18 protein-coding genes are annotated in these 19,219 nt (G+C 59.3%); 5 read left to right on the top strand and 13 right to left on the bottom strand.

Annotation, left to right across the window (positions count from 1 at the left end):
• Positions 1-115 precede the first annotated feature (115 nt).
• Both ACA075_RS19660 and ACA075_RS19655 read right to left on the bottom strand, forming a co-directional pair.
• Positions 116-1,525, bottom strand: coding sequence for a heavy metal sensor histidine kinase (locus ACA075_RS19660; RefSeq protein ID WP_497294760.1), 1,410 nt, complete (start codon positions 1,523-1,525; stop codon positions 116-118).
• Positions 1,522-2,196, bottom strand: coding sequence for a heavy metal response regulator transcription factor (locus ACA075_RS19655; RefSeq protein ID WP_497294758.1), 675 nt, complete (start codon positions 2,194-2,196; stop codon positions 1,522-1,524). Before ACA075_RS19655 ends, ACA075_RS19660 begins: the two co-directional genes overlap by 4 nt.
• Positions 2,197-2,663: 467 nt before the next feature.
• Between ACA075_RS19655 and ACA075_RS19650 the strand changes: the two genes are divergently transcribed.
• From ACA075_RS19650 to ACA075_RS19630, 5 genes are all read left to right on the top strand, one after another.
• Entirely contained in the window at positions 2,664-3,923 is a 1,260-nt protein-coding gene (locus tag ACA075_RS19650; protein WP_497294757.1) for a TolC family protein, read from the top strand.
• A gap of 49 nt (positions 3,924-3,972) precedes the next feature.
• Positions 3,973-5,166, top strand: coding sequence for an efflux RND transporter periplasmic adaptor subunit (locus tag ACA075_RS19645; RefSeq protein WP_497294755.1), 1,194 nt, complete (start codon positions 3,973-3,975; stop codon positions 5,164-5,166).
• A gap of 53 nt (positions 5,167-5,219) precedes the next feature.
• A complete protein-coding gene (locus tag ACA075_RS19640; RefSeq protein WP_497294753.1) occupies positions 5,220-8,372 on the top strand; it encodes a CusA/CzcA family heavy metal efflux RND transporter in 3,153 nt (1,050 codons plus the stop codon).
• A gap of 196 nt (positions 8,373-8,568) precedes the next feature.
• A complete protein-coding gene (locus ACA075_RS19635; protein ID WP_497294752.1) occupies positions 8,569-8,769 on the top strand; it encodes a co-regulatory protein PtrA N-terminal domain-containing protein in 201 nt (66 codons plus the stop codon).
• A gap of 79 nt (positions 8,770-8,848) precedes the next feature.
• Entirely contained in the window at positions 8,849-9,181 is a 333-nt protein-coding gene (locus ACA075_RS19630; protein WP_497294750.1) for a DUF2790 domain-containing protein, read from the top strand.
• Positions 9,182-9,256: 75 nt separating this feature from the next.
• Here the strand turns inward: ACA075_RS19630 and ACA075_RS19625 are convergent, their stop codons facing one another.
• The 11 genes from ACA075_RS19625 to nuoI form a co-directional block, all read right to left on the bottom strand.
• Positions 9,257-9,952 carry a hypothetical protein gene (locus ACA075_RS19625; RefSeq protein ID WP_497294749.1) on the bottom strand — a complete coding sequence of 232 codons (696 nt, stop codon included), beginning with the start codon at positions 9,950-9,952 and terminating at the stop codon, positions 9,257-9,259.
• 3 nt (positions 9,953-9,955) lie between these two features.
• The gene (locus ACA075_RS19620) at positions 9,956-10,333 is read right to left on the bottom strand and encodes a hypothetical protein (RefSeq protein ID WP_497294748.1); all 378 of its coding nucleotides are present in this window, start codon (positions 10,331-10,333) and stop codon (positions 9,956-9,958) included.
• 124 nt (positions 10,334-10,457) lie between these two features.
• The gene (locus ACA075_RS19615) at positions 10,458-11,783 is read right to left on the bottom strand and encodes an OprD family porin (RefSeq protein ID WP_497294747.1); all 1,326 of its coding nucleotides are present in this window, start codon (positions 11,781-11,783) and stop codon (positions 10,458-10,460) included.
• A gap of 175 nt (positions 11,784-11,958) precedes the next feature.
• Positions 11,959-12,273 (bottom strand): helix-turn-helix domain-containing protein, encoded by a 315-nt coding sequence (locus ACA075_RS19610; protein ID WP_497294746.1) that lies wholly within the window; start codon positions 12,271-12,273, stop codon positions 11,959-11,961.
• Positions 12,263-12,613 carry a toxin gene (locus ACA075_RS19605; RefSeq protein ID WP_497299299.1) on the bottom strand — a complete coding sequence of 117 codons (351 nt, stop codon included), beginning with the start codon at positions 12,611-12,613 and terminating at the stop codon, positions 12,263-12,265. The genes ACA075_RS19610 and ACA075_RS19605 overlap by 11 nt, the downstream gene beginning before the upstream one ends.
• A gap of 343 nt (positions 12,614-12,956) precedes the next feature.
• A complete protein-coding gene (nuoN, locus tag ACA075_RS19600) occupies positions 12,957-14,420 on the bottom strand; it encodes an NADH-quinone oxidoreductase subunit NuoN (RefSeq protein WP_461974899.1) in 1,464 nt (487 codons plus the stop codon).
• Between the two features lie 7 nt (positions 14,421-14,427).
• The gene (nuoM, locus tag ACA075_RS19595) at positions 14,428-15,960 is read right to left on the bottom strand and encodes an NADH-quinone oxidoreductase subunit M (protein ID WP_010458848.1); all 1,533 of its coding nucleotides are present in this window, start codon (positions 15,958-15,960) and stop codon (positions 14,428-14,430) included.
• 39 nt (positions 15,961-15,999) lie between these two features.
• Complete coding sequence (gene nuoL / locus ACA075_RS19590) at positions 16,000-17,853, bottom strand: NADH-quinone oxidoreductase subunit L (protein ID WP_497294744.1); 1,854 nt, start codon at positions 17,851-17,853, stop codon at positions 16,000-16,002.
• The gene (gene nuoK / locus ACA075_RS19585; RefSeq protein ID WP_010458852.1) at positions 17,850-18,158 is read right to left on the bottom strand and encodes an NADH-quinone oxidoreductase subunit NuoK; all 309 of its coding nucleotides are present in this window, start codon (positions 18,156-18,158) and stop codon (positions 17,850-17,852) included. Before nuoK ends, nuoL begins: the two co-directional genes overlap by 4 nt.
• Before the next feature lie 2 nt (positions 18,159-18,160).
• Positions 18,161-18,664 carry an NADH-quinone oxidoreductase subunit J gene (gene nuoJ / locus ACA075_RS19580; RefSeq protein ID WP_027925107.1) on the bottom strand — a complete coding sequence of 168 codons (504 nt, stop codon included), beginning with the start codon at positions 18,662-18,664 and terminating at the stop codon, positions 18,161-18,163.
• Between the two features lie 9 nt (positions 18,665-18,673).
• The gene (gene nuoI, locus ACA075_RS19575; protein WP_007905075.1) at positions 18,674-19,219 is read right to left on the bottom strand and encodes an NADH-quinone oxidoreductase subunit NuoI; all 546 of its coding nucleotides are present in this window, start codon (positions 19,217-19,219) and stop codon (positions 18,674-18,676) included.

The raw sequence follows: 19,219 nt of genomic DNA, 5'->3' as shown, positions 1-19,219 counted from the left end.
GTGAGTCAGAACGGCACCGAGAGGTGCCGTTTTTTTTTTGGCGCCTGATCCATTGCTATCGCGAACAGGCTTACCCCCACAATGATCTGCGGTGTTCACAGCCTGTGTGACCGGCTCAGCGCGCCAGTCCCTCAACCGCAGGAAATCCCAACCGAAACACCGTCATCGCACCCGGCAAGCTCTTCACCTCGGCCACCCCCTGATGCAGGCTCATGATCGACCGCACTATCGCCAACCCCAGCCCGGTGCTGCCTTGCGAACGCGAGCGGCTGCTGTCGACCCGGTAGAAACGATCAAACAGGTGCGGCAGATGCTGTGCCTCAATCCCCGCGCCAGGGTTGCTGACCAGCAACGACGCCTGGCTCGCGCCGCGCTCAATCAGCAGCGTCACGGTTTTCCCGACCGGGCAATGGCGCAGCGCGTTGGACAGCAAATTCGAGATCGCCCGTTGAATCATCAACCGGTCACCCATCACCCGCGCATTGCCGACCACGTTCAGCTGGATCTGCTTGTCCTGCGCCGACAGGGAAAACATCTCGGCGACTTTCCAGGCTTCTTCTTCCAAGGCAACCGACTCGAACGGCGCGAGCGCTGACGGGTGACTGACCTGTGCCAGAAACAGCATGTCCGAGACAATCCGCGCCACGCGCTCCAGCTCTTCAGTGCAGCAAACCAGCACGTCCTTGTACTCATCCACGCTGCGTTCGCGGGACAACGTCACTTGCGCCTTGCCCATCAAATTGCTGATCGGGGTACGCAGCTCATGCGCCAGATCATCAGAGAACTGCGACAGCTGCTGCACACCGGCGTCGAGGCGGTGCAGCATGAAGTTGATGCCCTGCGCCAGTTCGCTCAGCTCCTGGGGCATGTTCACCACCGACAGCCGATGATCCAGATCCTGGGTCGAGACCATCGCCGCCACTTTGCGAAATTCACGCATCGGCGCCAGACCACGCTGGACCGCGCCCCAGGCCGTCAGTCCGATAAAGATCAACAGCAACGGCAAGGCAATCAGGGTCGAGCGCAGGTAGGCGCTGAGCAAGGCCTCATCGTGGGCGTTGTCCATCGATAGCAGCACCGGGACGCGGGTGCCGTCCTTGAGGCTGATCAGCCTGGACGCCGTGAGGAATTTCGCCCCCTCGGCGTCAGTGCTGGTGGCGTAGGTCAACTCGTTGCTGACTGCCCGCACCGCCTTCAATTCAAGTCGTGGATCGGCCATGCCGGTGCCGGATTTGAGCAGGGGTGTGCGCAGGTTGCTGTAGTCGTAAATCGTTAGCGTGAGGTTGTCATGCCCCATGACCTGATCAAGCAGGATGTGCGGTTTCGTGCTGATTTCCCCGGTGTCGGTGTACAGCGTCAGGCTGTGTTCAACCTGCTCCATCTTCTTTTCCAGACTGCCTTTGGATAACGCGTTCAGCTCATGGGTCAGGGCGAAGTACGCCAGGATCGCCAGGAACACCACCAGCAGCGCGCCGAGAATACTGACCGTCAGCCCCAGCCGCATCGACAGGCTGGCCGGCTTCATTCCCGCGCCTCCAGCACATAGCCGACGCCGCGCAGGGTATGGATCAGTTTGCTGTCGAACGGGTCGTCGATCTTGGCGCGCAAACGCCGGATCGACACTTCGACCACGTTGGTGTCGCAGTCGAAATTCATGTCCCACACCAGCGAAATGATCTGGGTGCGGGTAAGCACATCGCCTGACTGGCGCATCAGCAGATGCAGCAGGGCAAATTCCTTGGTGGTCAGGTCGATGCGCTGCTCGCCTCGAAACGCGCGGTGACGGCCCGGATCAAGTTCCAGATCGGCGACTCTCAGCACTTGCGGCACCGGGATATTTTCGCTGCGCCGCATCACGCTACGCACCCGCGCCAGCAATTCCGGAAACTCGAATGGCTTGACCAGATAATCATCGGCGCCCAGATCCAGACCACGAATCTTGTCGGCCAGACGCCCGCGTGCGGTGAGCATCATCACTCGGGTGGAATGGGTGCGACGCAATTGTTCCAGCACGCCCCAGCCATCGAGTTTCGGCAGATTCACATCCAGAATCACCAGGTCATACACCTGCTGTTGCGCCAGATGCAGTCCATCGGCGCCGGTGGTCGCGTGGTCAACGACATAACCACTTTCCGTCAGTCCCTGATACAAGTATTCGGCAGCTTTAAGCTCGTCCTCGACGACAAGGATTCGCATGATCTATCACCACTTTTATTTAATGGATATTTAATTAATGTGGTCGGGAAAGTTGTTGTTTTTGTAGGGGCTTCCGGACGGGTTTTAATAACGACTAGAGGTTGTGAGTTCCTGGTTTACTACAGAGCTTTCCCTGTGTGATGGCGTGCAAGGTAAAGGCTGTAGTGGCTACAGAGTCAACTGAAATGCCTGGTCTTGAGCCCTGAGAATGGCGATCTGCGACAGCCTGTCGCAGCAGGCAAGCCCGAATGCCCATGCGCCGCATTCAGGCAAGTGCTGTTCGGCAGATAACTACCGTGTATTTGTTTCGATGTATTGCTATATCGCCTTGCGCACTTCGCATCCTAGATCAAAACAACTTCCACGATCCGTTGATAACGGATTTGTAATGTTCCAGTCACCTTGTCGATAAGTTCAAAACCCTACCGTGGCGGCATCAAAGATTCTTGAATAAAGGAAGTCTTCCATTGCCCGGTTTAAAAGAACTGACGGCGCGATCACGCCTGAAAAAAACAGCGAGGAGAGTGACGGCCAGCGTTGTGTTGCTGGCCGGCACGGGTCTGGTGCATGCATCGACCCTGACCCTCGATCAAGCCCTGCAAACGGCATTCGCCGGTAACCCGGATCTGGCGGCTGCGCAGTGGGAAATCGGCATCGCCGAGGGTGATCGCAAACAGGCCGGTCTGATCCCCAACCCCGAAGTGTCGTGGGAGGCCGAAGACACCCGTCGCAATTCGCGAACCACCACGGTGAAGCTCAGCCAACCGATCGAACTGGGTGGCAAACGTGGCGCACGGATCGACGTTGCCAGCCGTGCGCAGGACGCCGCCGGGATCGAATGGGAGCGCAAGCGCAATGCCTTGCGTGCCGATGTGATTCAGGCGTTCAACAGCGCTGGGACCGCACAACAACGTTTGCAGTTGTCCCGCCAGTCGCTGCAACTCGCCGAACACGGTTTGCGCGTCGCCCAAGGACGCATCGAGGCCGGTAAATCATCGCCGGTCGAAGGCACCCGTGCGCAAGTGCAACTATCCGAAGTGCGCCTGGAAGTGAGCCGCGCCGAACGCGATCAGGCCAACGCCTATCAGCAATTGGCGCAGGTCATGGGTTCACCGTTGCCAGCCTCGACCACCGTGCAAGCGGCCACGCAAAGCATGCTCACCGTGCCACCGCCGACCCGATTGCTTGAGCGCCTGAACGAGACCGCCGAACTGCGTCTGGCCAAATTGCAGATCAATCAGCGCGAAGCCTCATTGGGTCTGGAAAAGTCGCAACGCATTCCCGACCTGACCGTGAGCATTGGCAGCCAATACAGCGAAACCGAGCGCGAGCGGGTCAATGTGGTCGGGCTGTCGATGCCGATTCCGCTGTTCAACCGCAATCAGGGCAATGTGCTGGCGGCAGCCCGGCGCAGCGATCAGGCGCGGGATCTGCGCAACGCCACCGAGCTGCGTTTGCGCACGGAAATCCAGACCACCCTTGAGCAATGGCAGACCGCCAACGGCGAAGTCGAAGCGTTCAACCAGACGATCCTGCCCGCCGCGCAAAGTGCGGTCGACAGCGCCACGCGCGGCTTCGAAATGGGCAAGTTCGGATTCCTCGACGTGCTCGATGCCCAGCGCACCCTGATCAGCGCGCGCAGCCAATACATCCAGGCCGTCAGCGAGGCGACGGACGCGCGAGTACGCATCGAACGCATCTTCGGCGACCTCACCGTCAGCCCTTGAATTTCATCTTTTAGATCACTGCGCGATGGCATGGCGCAGAGGAGTTTCCATGGAAAAAAAATTGATCGTTGTTGCTGCGGCGACATTGGCGCTGGGCATTGGTATTGGCTCGATGTGGCCGGGCAGTGCGTCCATCGACGCTCACGCCGATGAAGCGGCGGAACACGCCAATCACGCTGAAGAAGGCGCAGCAGCCGACGGTGAACATACAGAAGAAGGGCTCTTGGAACTGAGCGCCGAACAGATCACCGCGGCGGGCATTCAACTGGCTGAAGCGCGGGCGCAGAACATCAGCCTCGGCTTGCCGTTCCCCGGCGAAGTGCGCTTTGACGAAGACCGCACCGCGCACGTGGTACCGCGCGTCCCCGGCGTGGTCGAGTCGGTGTCGGTCAATCTTGGGCAGTCGGTTAAGAAAGGCCAGTTGCTGGCGGTGATCGCCAGTCAGCAGATCTCCGATCAGCGCAGCGAACAGGCTGCCGCACAGCGTCGCCTGACCCTGGCGCGCACCACCTACGAACGCGAGAAAAAGCTGTGGCAGGACAAGATCTCCGCCGAGCAGGATTTCCTTCAGGCACGCCAGGCATTGGAAGAAGCCGAAATAGCCCTGACCAATGCCCGGCAAAAAATCAGCGTGCTCAGTGGCAGCGTGGTCGCCACCGGCGGCAATCGCTATGAACTGCGCGCGCCGTTCGACGGCGTGGTGGTGGAGAAACACCTGACGCCGGGGGAGGTGGTCGATGAAACCACGGCGGCTTTTACACTCTCCGACCTGTCGCGGGTGTGGGTGACGTTCGGCGTTTCGCCCAAGGATCTGACCAAGGTGCAGGTGGGCAAACCGGTCACCGTCAGCGCCCCGGAACTCAATGCCGAAGTCGTCGGCACCGTGGCCTACGTCGGCAGTTTGCTCGGTGAACAGACCCGCACTGCAACTGTTCGCGTGACTCTGGAAAATCCGCAAGGCTCGTGGCGCCCCGGTCTGTTCGTTACCGCGCTGGTTGCTACCGACAGTCGCCAGGCCAAGGTCGCCGTACCTGAAATCGCGATCCAGACCGTCGAGGACAAACCCACGGTATTCGTGCGCACCGACGACGGCTTCAAGGCGCAACCCGTGGAACTGGGCAGTCGCGCGGCCGGTTTGGTGGAAGTCACCCAAGGGCTGGAACCGGGCGTACAAGTCGCCAGTGCCGGCAGCTTTGTCCTCAAATCGGAATTGGGCAAAGCCTCGGCCGAGCACTCTCATTGAAGAGGCACGCTGAAAGCTCCCACTGATCCGTCACCCTCGACCGGAAGGTTCTCATGTTTGAACGCCTGATTCAGTTTGCCATCGAGCAGCGCATCATCGTGCTGCTCGCCGTTCTCCTCATGGCCGGCCTCGGCATCGCCAGTTACCAAAAGCTGCCGATCGACGCCGTGCCGGACATCACTAACGTCCAGGTGCAAATCAACACCGGCGCGGCCGGGTTCTCGCCGCTGGAAACCGAGCAGCGCATCACCTTCCCGATTGAAACCGCGATGGCCGGTTTGCCGATGCTGGAGCAGACCCGTTCGCTGTCGCGTTCGGGGCTGTCGCAGGTCACGGTGATCTTCAAGGACGGCACCGATCTGTTCTTCGCCCGGCAATTGGTCAACGAGCGTTTGCAGATCGCCAAGGAGCAATTGCCCGAGGGGGCGGAAGCGCTGATGGGGCCGATTTCCACGGGGCTTGGCGAGATTTTCCTGTGGACGGTGGAGGCGCAGGAAGGTGCGCTCAAGGACGACGGAACGGCCTATACGCCGACCGACCTGCGGGTGATTCAGGACTGGATCATCAAGCCGCAATTGCGCAACGTCCCCGGTGTGGCCGAGATCAACACCATCGGTGGCTTTGCCAAGGAATATCAGATCGCTCCCGACCCTAAGCGGCTGGCCGCCTACAAGCTGACGCTGACCGATCTGGTGACGGCGCTGGAACGCAACAATGCCAACGTCGGTGCCGGTTACATCGAACGTAGTGGCGAGCAATTGCTGATTCGTGCGCCGGGTCAGGTGGCGAGCACCGAGGACATTGCCAATATCGTCATGGCCAACGTCGATGGCACGCCGATCCGGGTGAAGGACGTCGCGGTCGTGGACATCGGCCGCGAGCTGCGTACCGGTGCCGCCACTGAAAACGGTCGCGAAGTCGTGCTCGGTACGGTGTTCATGTTGATTGGCGAAAACAGCCGGTCAGTTTCCCGGGCAGTGGCCGTCAAACTCGAGCAGATCAACCGCTCCTTGCCCAAAGGCGTGATCGCCGTTCCCGTGTATGACCGCACGCACCTGGTGGACAAGGCGATCGCCACGGTGAAGAAGAACTTGATTGAAGGTGCGATTCTGGTCATTGCGATCCTGTTCCTGTTCCTCGGCAACATCCGCGCGGCATTGATTACCGCGATGGTGATTCCGCTGTCGATGCTGTTCACCTTCACCGGCATGTACAGCAACAAGGTCAGCGCCAACCTGATGAGCCTGGGCGCACTCGACTTCGGCATCATCGTCGACGGCGCGGTGGTGATTGTCGAAAACACCCTGCGACGGCTAGCCCATGCGCAGCAGCATCACGGGCGTTTGCTGACCCGTTCCGAGCGTTTCCATGAAGTGTTTGCGGCGGCCAAAGAGGCTCGGCGACCGCTTATTTTCGGCCAGTTGATCATCATGGTCGTGTACCTGCCGATCTTTGCCCTGAGCGGCGTCGAAGGGAAAATGTTCCACCCGATGGCGTTCACTGTGGTGATTGCGTTGCTCGGCGCAATGCTGCTGTCGGTGACCTTTGTTCCTGCCGCGATTGCGCTGTTCGTCACCGGCAAGGTCAAGGAAGAAGAGGGCATGGTGATGCGCGGTGCGCGCCGGGTGTATGCGCCGGCGCTGGCGTGGGTGATGAGCCATCGGGCAGTGGCGGTGGGGGGGGCGTTGGGCGTGATTGTGCTCAGCGGTGTGCTGACCAGCCGCATGGGCAGCGAGTTCGTGCCGAGTCTCAGCGAGGGCGATTTTGCCCTGCAAGCCTTGCGCGTGCCGGGCACCAGCCTCACGCAATCGGTGGACATGCAGCAGCGTCTGGAAACGCTGATCCTAGGCAAAGTGCCGGAAGTCGAGCGCGTGTTCGCCCGCACCGGCACTGCGGAAATCGCCTCCGACCCGATGCCGCCGAACATCTCCGACAGCTACGTGATGCTCAAGCCAAAAGAGCAATGGCCGGACCCGGGCAAGTCCCGGGAAACCCTGATGGCGGAACTGCAACAGGCCGCCGCGACGTTGCCGGGTAGCAACTACGAGCTGTCGCAGCCGATTCAATTGCGCTTCAACGAGCTGATCTCTGGCGTGCGCAGCGACGTCGCGGTCAAGGTGTTCGGCGATGACATGGACGTGCTCAACGCCACAGCGGCGAAGATTGCCGCCGCCATGCAGAAGGTCAATGGCGCTTCTGAGGTCAAAGTCGAACAAACCACCGGCCTGCCGGTGCTGACCATCAACATCGACCGCGACAAGGCGGCGCGTTACGGGCTCAACGTCGGCGATGTGCAGGACACCATTGCCGTCGCGGTGGGTGGGCGTCAGGCCGGCACGTTGTATGAGGGCGACCGGCGTTTTGACATGGTGGTGCGGTTGTCTGATGCCATGCGCAAGGACATCGAAGGTCTGTCGGCGCTGTTGATTCCGGTACCGGCACTGCTCAATGGCGCGGCTGATCAGATTGGTTTTATTGCTTTGAAAGAAGTCGCCAGCCTTGATCTGGTGCTGGGGCCGAATCAGGTCAGCCGCGAAAACGGCAAGCGCCTGGTGATCGTCAGCGCCAACGTGCGCGGGCGCGATATCGGTTCGTTCGTCGAAGAAGCGGGCGAGGTGATCGAGCGAGAGGTGCAGGTCCCTGCGGGTTACTGGACCCATTGGGGCGGGCAGTTCGAACAACTGCAATCGGCGGCCAAGCGCCTGCAGATCGTGGTGCCGGTGGCGTTGCTCCTGGTGTTTGGGTTGCTGTTCATGATGTTCAACAACCTCAAGGACGGCTTGCTGGTGTTCACCGGGATTCCGTTTGCATTGACCGGCGGTGTCATGGCGTTGTGGCTGCGGGACATTCCGCTGTCGATCTCGGCAGGCGTGGGCTTCATCGCACTGTCGGGGGTCGCGGTGCTCAACGGGCTGGTGATGATCGCGTTCATCCGCAACCTGCGGGAGGAGGGGCGTTCGCTGTCTGAGGCGATCAACGTAGGCGCGCTGACACGTCTGCGCCCGGTGTTGATGACGGCGCTGGTGGCGTCCCTGGGCTTCATTCCGATGGCGCTGGCGACCGGTACTGGCGCGGAAGTGCAGAGACCGTTGGCGACGGTGGTGATTGGCGGGATCCTGTCCTCGACCATCCTGACGCTGCTGATCTTGCCGGCACTGTATCAGCTCGCCCATCGCCGAGACGAAGACACAGCGCCAGCAGAATAGGTGATCTCCCTGTGGGAGCTAGCCTGCTAGCGATAGCAAATCTGTCAGCCGACACTGATGTTGACTCCGCTTTCGCGAGCAGGCTCGCTCCCACCGTTTTTTTGGCACATAACGGATATGTAATTTCCACGCCACCGTCACGAAAGGTTCGGCTTGTTACCTTGATCCCGTCAGCTATTTAAACGAGGAATCAAACATGAAACTTGCCCAAATCGGTGCCGTTGCAGCAGCTCTGGTGATGTCTTCTCTGGCTATGGCCGAAGGCGGCGGTGACCGCACCTTCGACAGAATGATGACCGCCAACGACCGCTCCGTTGAGCTGTTCGTCGCCAAGGAACAAGCTCGCGATCCAGTCGTCGTCAACGAAAAGAAAGACGAAAAAACCAAAGATCTATAAGCGTGCCGCATCACACCAAGCCTGTCATCGAACGCCGATGCCGGGCTTTTTCATTAGTCCGAACTGAAAGGATATGGATATGGACGTTTTCAAGTTGCTCGCGTTTGCCGGGGGCATGGCAGTGTCTCTGAATGCACTGGCCGAAGGTGGCGGCGACCGAACCTTCGGGCGCGCGTTCAGCGCCAACGCCAAAGCCATGGAGCAATACGCCGCGAGCCAAGGCAAAGCGGCGCCGGTAGTGAAGGACTATGAATACGGCATGAAGCTGGATGTCGTGAAAGTTGTCAGCGTTGTGAAGCCGCAACCAGCCTGCGCTGTCGTCCCCTCCGCAATGACCTATGAAGATTCGAAAGGACAGCTCAACACCCTCAAATACAGCGTGGCGGGTGTCTGCCGAAACAGTGGTAGCTGACGCCACACATCCTCTGTTGAAGCACCCGAAATAACCGCGACCTGTTGAGGGTCGCGGTTTAGTGTTCTAGATGACTCAGTTTTTGCTGCTCTTTACGATAGAAAACATCATTCCTGTGTAACGAGTCGTCGTCGCTGAGTAATTAAGGTCGCCTACCTTGCGCTCGGCTGGTTCTTTAGCGTCGAAATTCGTAACAGACTCATGGAAAACGTCCATGACCATTTTTTTGTTCTGATCCACTGGGATGCCAGGGTTGAGTGCTTCAGTGGCCGCAAGAAGAACAGAAAATATCTGAAGTAATTGCTCCTCATTTGGTGAGATGTTAAGGATCACCATGTCCACGTTGCCGTCATTTTTATCGAAGGTTCCCATCATCGTCAGGTCCTGGCTGAATACATGCGAGAACGTGTCGGTGGCCCCACCCGTTTGAACTTCAAAGTCGGCAGTTTTGAATTCCTTGTTGTATCGGCCTATAGCGTCGTTGAACGCGTCATGGAACTCATTGACGGTCAAACCCATGGAGTTCGCGGAACGGTTGGCGTCTGCTTCAACAGTTGCCACGTACTCGAAGCCTTGAGTTTTGGAGTTGAGGTAATCAACAAGAGCAGAGGCAAGAAGCATGAAGCCCAACCCACCCATGAACAAGGTCCATCGTGTCGGGACCTTGCCGGTTTTTTTGCTCTTGAAAACAGTCGGCGCTATCAGCCCGACAACCGCCACCACCAAAGACAGCAATCCAAGCAACGCCACCAGTCCTATCAGTACGACCACGATTCATTCCTTTTGATTTACAGCTCTAAAGTGATGACATTCTAATATCGCGCATCTGCAAAGCCCACTGCGGCGTAGTCGTCGCAAACCGCAATACGCTGCTTGGCATTGCGCAAGCGGCGACGTTGTGATGACCGAGGCGATGGCGACCATGCCGACGATAATCGGCGTGGCTATCAGTTGTATGGCAATCGCGCCAAGCACGTACAGCAGGAACAACGTGCAAAGCAGGGGTTTGAGTACGCCCTGGCCCAGCCGGCGAGGCACTATTTGCTGATAGAGTCGAGTGCGGATGACTCCCGCTGGGTTGCGCAGCAGTTCTGAAACCTGAATGATTCGGTTGGCCGGTTTTGCGATGGCTGCGCCGCCGAGCGGGACCAAGCTCCCTCGCCATAAAATCGGTTAATCAGCGGGCGAAAAAAGGCGCCCCGAAGGACGCCAAAGGATTCACCTCTTACCAAAGGAGCAAGGAGCTTCTAAAGGTGAATGGGTATGAAGAATTAACTCAGAGAATCGCCAACGGGTACTCGACAATCACCCGCACTTCATCCAGATCCGATTCAAACGCTGTGGCGCGCGTCGTGGCCTGGCGCAAACGCAGCGACATGTCTTTCAACGAGCCGCTCTGCACCACGTATTTGACTTCGACATCACGCTCCCAGCGCTTTTGGTCGGTCAGTGGGTTACCGTCAGCATCGCGGCGCATGTACACGGCGTTGGCGTTGGAGTAATCGGCGTCGGTGCCTCGGGCGTAACGAGTCATGAACGAAAGCCCCGGCACGCCGTAAGTGGTCATGTCGAGGTCGTATCGGACCATCCACGAACGTTCCTGGGGCGAGTTGAAGTCGCTGTACTGGATGGAGTTGTCGAGGAAGATCGAGTCGGATTGACGCAGGTAATCGAAGTCGTCGTTGCCGTTGTTGCGCTGGTGCGAAAGAGCAACAGAGTGCGCGCCGAGTTTCACCCCGACCCGGCCGCTCCAGATGTTGTTGTCGAACTCGCCGAGCAATTGTTTGCCTTCGTCGACAGCCTTGTAATAGTTCAGGCCGCCAAACAGCGACAGGTCATCCGATAGCGGATAGGTCCAGGCAGTGCCGGCGTAGTACTGATTCCAGGCATCCTTGAGGCGGCTGGAGTACAGGCTGAAACTGAGATTTTTGTTCAGTACATAGTCGCCGCCTCCGTAAGCGATCCATGGCGAATTGACTGGGCCGGCATAAAACGTGGCGAAGTTCTCGCGCATGTCGCTGGACACTGGCTGGCTCATCGCATGCAACCGGCCGCCCTGAACCGACAGACCGTCGATGCTGGTGTTGACTGCCGTTACACCGCGAAAGCTCTCCGGCAGCAATCGTGAGTCACCTGCCGCCACCACCGGGTTGGCCGGGAACACGTCACCGACCTTGACGACCGTATCGAAGGCTCGCACTTTGGCTGCGCCACCCACCTTGGTGTACTCGTCCCGCGCCTCGCCATCACTGTTGACTGGCAGCACATCAAACGAACTACGGCCACCGTTGCGCCCGTCACCGGTGTCGAGCTTCAAGCCGATCATCGCAAACGCATCGACACCGACGCCGACGGTGCCTTGGGTAAACCCGGATTCGAACTTGCTGATCACCGCATGGGCCCAGGCTTCGGAATAACCATTGCCGGTGGGGCTGGACTGGCCGTTGCGGTAATCACGGTTGAAGTAGAAGTTCCGGTTGAGCACCGTCAGGCTGCTGCCCTCGATAAACCCTTCGGCTTTATCATCCGCCATCACCATGGACGGCACGGAGCCGACCACCACCGCTAAAGCGGCCATCGACATTTTTGTATTGTTAACCATCAATCACTCCTTGGGTTCGGCAGAACGGGAACGTGCTTCGGCGTGGGTTTTATTGTTCGGCGGAGAAGGCCCGCCGGCATGGTCGCCGGGTGACATCGTTGCAAGCTGCGGATAACGCCAAGGTGATGCGGGAATTACAATTTCGTTATGTGGTTGGAGTAACAGCCCTGAGCATTCAGGTCAGGGCCGCGAGCTGTTCGATCGTCTGCGGAAAACGCTCAACCAGACGGATCAGTGTCGTGGCTTGAGCATTGGGCGTCGCCCGTCCCTGTTCCCAGTTCTCGAGGGTTCGAGTGTTGGTGCGCAGATACATGGCGAACACAGACCGGGAGAGGTTGAGCTGTTGGCGGATGGCTACCACTTCCTCGGCAGTGATGGGCACCAGTTTTGGCAACTGAACCTTGTGGGTTCGCAAAGTGATTTTGCCTTGGCGCTCATCCGCAAGGGCTTCGAGGCCATCCATTAGTTCGGAAAAAATGTCACGTTTCATAGTGGGATCTCGTATTGATTTCTCTTTCCAGCGCTTGTCTGAACATTTTTTTCTGATAGGGCGACAGGTCATCTAGCTCATTTTTGTCGTACACGGTGAACAGCCAGAATTGATCGAAGCCTGACCACCAGTAATAAATCACCCGCAATCCGCTGCGCTTGCCCTTGCCTCGTCGTTGATCGCAGAAGCGGATTTTGCGCAGCCTACCGGTGCCCTCAATGAGATCGCCCGCTTCCGGATTCCTCAACAACTCCAGCTGAAAGCTGCGAAACAGATCGTCATCCAGGTACTCCTCTCGATGTTTCTGAAACATACGTAATTCGATAAAAAGAGCATCCATGTTCTGTACGCTACCTACGTATAGTTTTGTCTCGATAATCGAATCGGTCAAGGCGTCTGTGCCTGCCAATTCGGTCAAGTCATTACATTAAGGTCGGAAGCAGGATAGGGATGTAGGACGCGGCTGATTTGTCCGCGAGGGGATTCTGGATGTTGGGGAGGAGAGGGGCATTGAAGATCAAAAGATCGCAGCCTCGTTTCACTCGACAGCTCCTACAGGAACGCATTCCAATGTAGGAGCTGTCGAGTGAAACGAGGCTGCGATCTTTTGACTTTGTACCCCAAAACGCAAAAACGGCACCCGAAGGTGCCGTTTCTGTTTTCTACCGAGTATCGCTAAGCGATCAGCCCGCCAGACCTGCCTGCTGAACCAGAGTCAGCAGCGGTTGTGGGTAGACGCCAAGGAAGAACGCGACCAGCGCGATCGCCAGCAGCATTACGCCGCCTGCACGTTGTTCCCAGTGCAGTTGCGCATCGTGGCGACGCAGGTTCGGTTCGATCAGGTACAGGGTGACCATCACGCGCAGGTAGTAGAAGACGCCGATGGCGCTGCCCAGTACCAGGGAACCGACCAGCCACCATTGGTGCGACTCGACACCGGTGGCGATGATGTAGAACTTGCCGATGAAGCCGGCGGTGAGCGGGATACCGGCCAGGGACAGCATCATCACGGTCAGCACGGCGGTCAGGTACGGACGGCGCCAGAACAGGCCGCGGTATTCGTACAGGGCATCGGCGTCACGGCCGTTGTACGGCGAGGACATCAGCGTGATCACGCCGAACGCGCCGAGGCTGGTGATGACGTAGGTGACCAGGTACACGCCGATGGCTTCCACGGCCAGACCCTTGCTCGCCACCAGGGCGATCAGCAGGTAACCGAAGTGAGCGATGGACGAGTAGCCCAGCAGACGCTTGAGGTTGCTCTGGGTCAGTGCCAGCAGGTTACCGAACAGGATCGACGCGATTGCGATGATGGTCAGTACGTCGCTCAGGACACCGCTGCTTGCCGCAGGCGAGATCTGGAACAGACGCACCATCACCGCAAACACAGCGACTTTCGACGCGGTGGCCAGGAACGCGGCCACCGGTGCCGGAGCACCTTCGTAAACGTCCGGGGTCCAGAGGTGGAACGGTACCAGCGACAGCTTGAACGCCAGACCGATCAGCATCATGCCCAGGCCCAGTTGCGCCAGCGAGCTTGGCAGACCGGTGGCCGCCAGCGCCTGGCCGATACCGACGAAGCTCAGGCTGCCGGAGTCGGCGTAGAGCAGGGCCATACCAAACAACAGGAACGCGGAACCGGCGGCCGACAGCACCATGTACTTGATACCGGCTTCCAGCGAACGCTTGTTGAAGAAGGCATAAGCCACCAGACCGTAGACCGGTACCGAGAGCAGTTCCAGACCGATGAACAACCCGGCCAGGTGCTGCGCGCTGACCAGCACCAGGCCACCGGCGGCGGCCATCAGGATCAGCAGGTAAAGTTCTTCACGGTTGCCCGGGTAACCCGAACCGCCATCGCCGAGGTAGGCGTGGGCGAGGGTCACACAGGCGAGGGTGGCGACCAGGATCAGCGCCATGTACAAGCAGGCGAAGGTGTCGATCTGCAGCAACGGAGTCACGGCCAGAGGCGCGACTTTCAGGGCTGGCAGGATCGACAGCAACGCCAGGTTCAGACCCGCCACGGAAATCAGGAAGGTCTGCGAGTGGTTGCGGCGCCAGGCAATCGCCAGCATCACCACGATGATCGTGGCGCTGGTGATCAACAACGGCGCAAGCGCGATAAAGTGTTGAGTCGTGAATTCCATAGCGCTCTTACCGGGCCGAAGCGAGTTGAGTGAAGGCGGTGCCGAGCCACTGCTGCACGCCATGCATCGTCGCGGCAGAGGTGTCGAGGAACGGTTGCGGGTACACGCCGATGTAAATCAGCAGTGCCGCCAGACCGACCACCATGATCAGTTCGCGACCATCCATGCCATGCAGCACCGCGTCCGATTTGGACGGGCCGAAGTAGGCACGGTGGATCATGATCAGCGAGTAGACCGAACCGAACACCAGACCGGACGTAGCGATGATGGTGATCCATGGGGCGGCCGGGAACGTGCCGATCAGGATCAGGAACTCACCGACGAAGTTACCGGTGCCCGGCAAGCCCAGGGACGCGGCGGCAAAGAACAGGCTGATGGCCGGCAGGTAAGCGATCTTCGACCACAGGCCACCCATTTCACGCATGTCGCGGGTGTGGGTGCGTTCGTACAGCTGACCGCTGAGGATAAAGAGTGCCGCGGCCGACAGACCGTGCGCCAGCATCTGCATCACTGCACCCTGCAGCGCCAGTTGGCTGCCGGAGTAGATGCCGATCAACACGAAACCCATGTGGGAAACGGAGGAGTAGGCGATCAGACGCTTGATGTCGGTTTGTGCAAAGGCCAGGAACGCACCGTAGAAGATCCCGATCAAACCGAGGGTCATGGCGATCGGCGCAAACTCGGCCGAGGCATTCGGGAACAGCGGCAGGGCGAAACGCAGCAGACCGTAAGCCGCCGTCTTCAACAAGATACCGGCCAGGTCGACCGAACCCGCTGTTGGCGCCTGGGCGTGAGCATCAGGCAACCAGGAGTGGAACGGTACGACAGGCAGCTTCACCGCGAAGGCGATGAAGAAGCCGAGCATCAGGATGTACTCGGTGGTGAGCGACATCTTGGTTTTCAGCAGGTCGGCGTAGTTGAACGTGATCACGCCGGTGCTGTTGAAGTTGACCAGTACCAGGCCTAGGATCGCCACCAGCATGATCAGGCCGGACGCCTGAGTGAAGATGAAGAACTTGGTCGCCGCGTAGATCCGGGTCTTCTTGCCGTCCGAAGAACTGTGACCCCAGAGCGCGATGAGGAAGTACATCGGCACCAGCATCATTTCCCAGAAGAAGAAGAACATGAACAGGTCGAGGGCGAGGAACACGCCGACGACACCGCCCAGGATCCACATCAGGTTCAAGTGGAAGAAGCCAACGTGACGCTGGATCTCTTTCCACGAGCAGAGTACCGAGAGGATACCCAGCAGACCGGTCAGCAGGATCATCAGCAGCGACAGGCCATCGAGGGCCAGGTGCACGCTGATGCCGAAGCGCTCGATCCAGATGTGCTTGAACTCAAGCGCCCAGGTCGGATCGGCGCCAGGCGCCGGAGCAAATGAATAATTACCGTGGGCCCACAGCCAGAGGCCGAGCGCGAGTTCCAGGGTCATGGTCAACAGCGCAATCCAGCGGGGGAGGGTAGCGCCGAAGCGCTCACCCATCCAGCACAGCAGGCCGCCGATGAAGGGGATCAGGATTAGCCAAGGCAGAATCATGACGGGCTCAATTCCTTTCGCAAGTTCGCAAGGTTCATATCAGACCGCTACCAGCACGATGGCGCCGATGACCAGCACGGAGCCGGCTGCCATCGATGCCGCGTACCAACGCAGTTGACCGGTTTCGGTACGGCTCAGGGCGGTATGACCGCCTTTGGCCATACGCGGGATCAGACCGATGGTCTGGTCGAGCGGGTCTCTGCGCAGTGCGTGGCTGATCGCAAGGTATGGCTTGACGAACAGTTTGTCGTAGATCCAGTCGAAGCCCCAGGCAGCGAACCACCAGGCCGAAAGGAAGCGGCCGATGCCGCTGTTGGCGATTGCAGTGACGAAACGACGCTTGCCGAGGAACAGCATCGCGGCCAGCAGGATACCGGCCAGGGCGATGGCGCCCGAAGCGATTTCCAGACTGTGCTTGGCTTCGCCGCCGGCATGACCAACGCTTTGCGGCAGCACGCCGTGCAGCGGAGGAACGATCATTGCGCCGACGAAGGTCGACAGTACGATCAGCACCGACAGTGGCAGCCAGTGAGCGATGCCGTGACCGGCGTGGGCTTCGGTCTTCGCTTCACCGTGGAACGCGATGAAGATCAGGCGGAAGGTGTACAGCGACGTCATGAACGCACCGACCAGGCCGGCGTAGAGCAGACCGTGGTTGCCGCTGGCGAACGCTTCCCAGAGGATTTCGTCCTTGGAGTAGAAGCCAGCGGTCACCAATGGCAGGGCCGACAGGGCCGCACCGCCTACGATGAAGCTGGCGTAGGCCAGCGGCAGTTTCTTCCACAGGCCGCCCATCTTGAAGATGTTCTGCTCGTGGTGGCAGGCAACGATCACCGCACCAGACGCAAGGAACAGCAGTGCCTTGAAGAAGGCGTGGGTCATCAGGTGGAAGATCGCGCCATCCCATGCACCAACGCCCAATGCCAGGAACATGTAGCCAATCTGGCTCATGGTCGAGTAGGCGAGGATACGTTTGATGTCGGTCTGAACCAGTGCGGCAAAACCGGCGAGTACCAGGGTCACGCCGCCGACAATGCCAACGAGGTGCAGGATGTCCGGCGCCAACGCAAACAGGCCGTGGGTACGGGCAATCAGGTAGACACCGGCGGTCACCATGGTCGCGGCGTGGATCAGTGCCGAAACCGGTGTAGGACCGGCCATCGCGTCCGCAAGCCAGGTTTGCAGCGGCAGTTGCGCGGATTTACCGACAGCGCCGCCCAGCAGCATCAGGGTGGCCATGACCATCCAGAAGTCGCCGGCCTGGAATTTCTGCGGTGCCAGCACCAGCAGTTCCTGGATGTTCAGCGTGCCCAACTGTTGGAACAGGATGAACAGGCCGATCGCCATGAACACGTCGCCGATACGGGTGACGATAAAGGCTTTGAGTGCCGCGTTACCGTTGTTGCGGTTGCTGTAGTAGAAACCGATCAACAGGTACGAGCACAGGCCCACGCCTTCCCAGCCGAAGTACAGGAACAACAGGTTATCGCCCAGGACCAGGAACAGCATGCTGGCGATAAACAGGTTGGTGTAGGCGAAGAAGCGCGAGTAACCGGCTTCACCGCGCATGTACCAGGACGCGAACAGGTGGATCAGGAAGCCGACGCCGACGACCACGCCGAGCATGGTCACGGACAGACCATCCAGGTACAGCGCGAAGTTCGGCGTGAAGCCTTCCACCGCCATCCACTGCCACAACACTTGCGTGTAGTGACCGCCTTCAGGCGGGGCGACGTTGAATTGCCAGATCACGTAGGCCGTGACGATGGCAGACAAGCCGATGGAACCGACGCCAATCAGCGCCGACAGGTTTTCCGAAAAGCGGCCGCGTGAGAACGACAGCAGCAGGAAACCTATGAGAGGGAATACGAAAGTCAGATAGAGAAGATTCATCCGCGCATCTCGCTGGCAGCGTCGATATCGAGAGTGTGGAAGCGGCGATACAGCTGCAACAGAATCGCCAGGCCAATACTGGCCTCGGCGGCTGCCAGGCTGATCACCAGGATGAACATGATCTGTCCATCCGGCTGACCCCAGCGGCTACCGGCGACGATGAAGGCCAAAGCGGAGGCATTCATCATGATCTCCAGGCTCATCAGCACGAAGAGAATGTTGCGGCGGACCATCAGGCCGACCAGACCGAGGCAGAACAGGATGCCGGCGACCGCCAGACCATGCTCCAGAGGGATAGCAGGCATCGTCATTGCTCCTTGGCTTCGTTGCGGCCCAAGTGGAACGCCGTGACGGCTGCGGCGAGCAGCAGCATCGAGGCGAGTTCGACCACCAGCAGGTACGGGCCGAACAGGCTGATGCCCACGGCCTTGGCGTCTACGGTGGTGTGGCCGATGGCCTGACCGCTGGAGTGGCTGAACAGTACGTACAGCAGTTCAACCAGCAGCAGGGTGCCGAGGGCGACGGGGCCGAGCCAGATGCCGGGCTTGAGCCAGACGCGCTCTTGCTGAACCGAGGCCGGGCCCAGGTTCAGCATCATCACCACGAACACGAACAGCACCATGATGGCGCCAGCGTAGGCGATCACTTCCAGCACACCGGCAAACGGTGCGCCGAGGGCGAAGAACGTCATGGCCACGGCGATCAGCGAAATAATCAGGTAGAGCAGGGCGTGCACAGGGTTGGTGTTGGTGATCACGCGAAGCGTGGACACCACAGCGATACCCGATGCGAAATAGAAAGCGAATTCCATCTTTCTTCCTTAAGGCAGCAAGCTCTTCACGTTGATCGGCTGGGCTTCATTCTGCGCGGAGCCTTTGGGCTTCCCGGCAATCGCCATACCTGCAACACGATAGAAGTTGTAATCAGGGTTTTTGCCGGGGCCGGAGATCAGCAGATCTTCTTTCTCGTACACCAGGTCCTGACGTTTGAACTCGGCCATCTCGAAATCCGGTGTCAGCTGGATCGCGGTGGTCGGGCAGGCTTCCTCGCAGAGGCCGCAGAAAATGCAGCGCGAGAAGTTGATGCGGAAGAAGTCCGGGTACCAGCGACCGTCTTCGGTTTCAGCTTTCTGCAGCGAGATGCAGCCAACCGGGCACGCCACGGCGCACAGGTTGCAGGCTACACAACGCTCTTCGCCATCCGGGTCACGGGTCAGGACGATACGGCCACGGAAGCGCGGCGGCAGGTACACGGCTTCTTCCGGGTACTGCAGCGTGTCGCGCTTGCGGAAGGCATGGCCGAAGATCATCACCAGGCTGCGAAGCTGGGTGAAGAAGCCATGCACGATGTCAAAAATGTACTTCAT

This window comes from Pseudomonas sp. LBUM1663, from assembly GCF_059695905.1.
The sequence above is the reverse complement of the archived record's forward strand: the minus strand, read 5'-3'. Positions and strand labels throughout refer to the sequence as shown.

Bases quoted from the DNA above. Each gene is read 5' to 3' on its own strand.
- nuoI (WP_007905075.1), bottom strand. From the start codon at position 19,219: ATGAAGTACATTTTTGACATCGTGCATGGCTTCTTCACCCAGCTTCGC.
- nuoM (WP_010458848.1), bottom strand. From the start codon at position 15,960: ATGATTCTGCCTTGGCTAATCCTGATCCCCTTCATCGGCGGCCTGCTG.
- ACA075_RS19640 (WP_497294753.1), top strand. From the start codon at position 5,220: ATGTTTGAACGCCTGATTCAGTTTGCCATCGAGCAGCGCATCATCGTG.
- ACA075_RS19645 (WP_497294755.1), top strand. From the start codon at position 3,973: ATGGAAAAAAAATTGATCGTTGTTGCTGCGGCGACATTGGCGCTGGGC.
- nuoJ (WP_027925107.1), bottom strand. From the start codon at position 18,664: ATGGAATTCGCTTTCTATTTCGCATCGGGTATCGCTGTGGTGTCCACG.
- ACA075_RS19615 (WP_497294747.1), bottom strand. From the start codon at position 11,783: ATGGTTAACAATACAAAAATGTCGATGGCCGCTTTAGCGGTGGTGGTC.
- ACA075_RS19635 (WP_497294752.1), top strand. From the start codon at position 8,569: ATGAAACTTGCCCAAATCGGTGCCGTTGCAGCAGCTCTGGTGATGTCT.
- nuoL (WP_497294744.1), bottom strand. From the start codon at position 17,853: ATGAATCTTCTCTATCTGACTTTCGTATTCCCTCTCATAGGTTTCCTG.
- nuoK (WP_010458852.1), bottom strand. From the start codon at position 18,158: ATGCCTGCTATCCCTCTGGAGCATGGTCTGGCGGTCGCCGGCATCCTG.
- nuoN (WP_461974899.1), bottom strand. From the start codon at position 14,420: ATGGAATTCACGACTCAACACTTTATCGCGCTTGCGCCGTTGTTGATC.
- ACA075_RS19655 (WP_497294758.1), bottom strand. From the start codon at position 2,196: ATGCGAATCCTTGTCGTCGAGGACGAGCTTAAAGCTGCCGAATACTTG.
- ACA075_RS19605 (WP_497299299.1), bottom strand. From the start codon at position 12,613: ATGGATGCTCTTTTTATCGAATTACGTATGTTTCAGAAACATCGAGAG.
- ACA075_RS19610 (WP_497294746.1), bottom strand. From the start codon at position 12,273: ATGAAACGTGACATTTTTTCCGAACTAATGGATGGCCTCGAAGCCCTT.
- ACA075_RS19660 (WP_497294760.1), bottom strand. From the start codon at position 1,525: ATGAAGCCGGCCAGCCTGTCGATGCGGCTGGGGCTGACGGTCAGTATT.
- ACA075_RS19630 (WP_497294750.1), top strand. From the start codon at position 8,849: ATGGACGTTTTCAAGTTGCTCGCGTTTGCCGGGGGCATGGCAGTGTCT.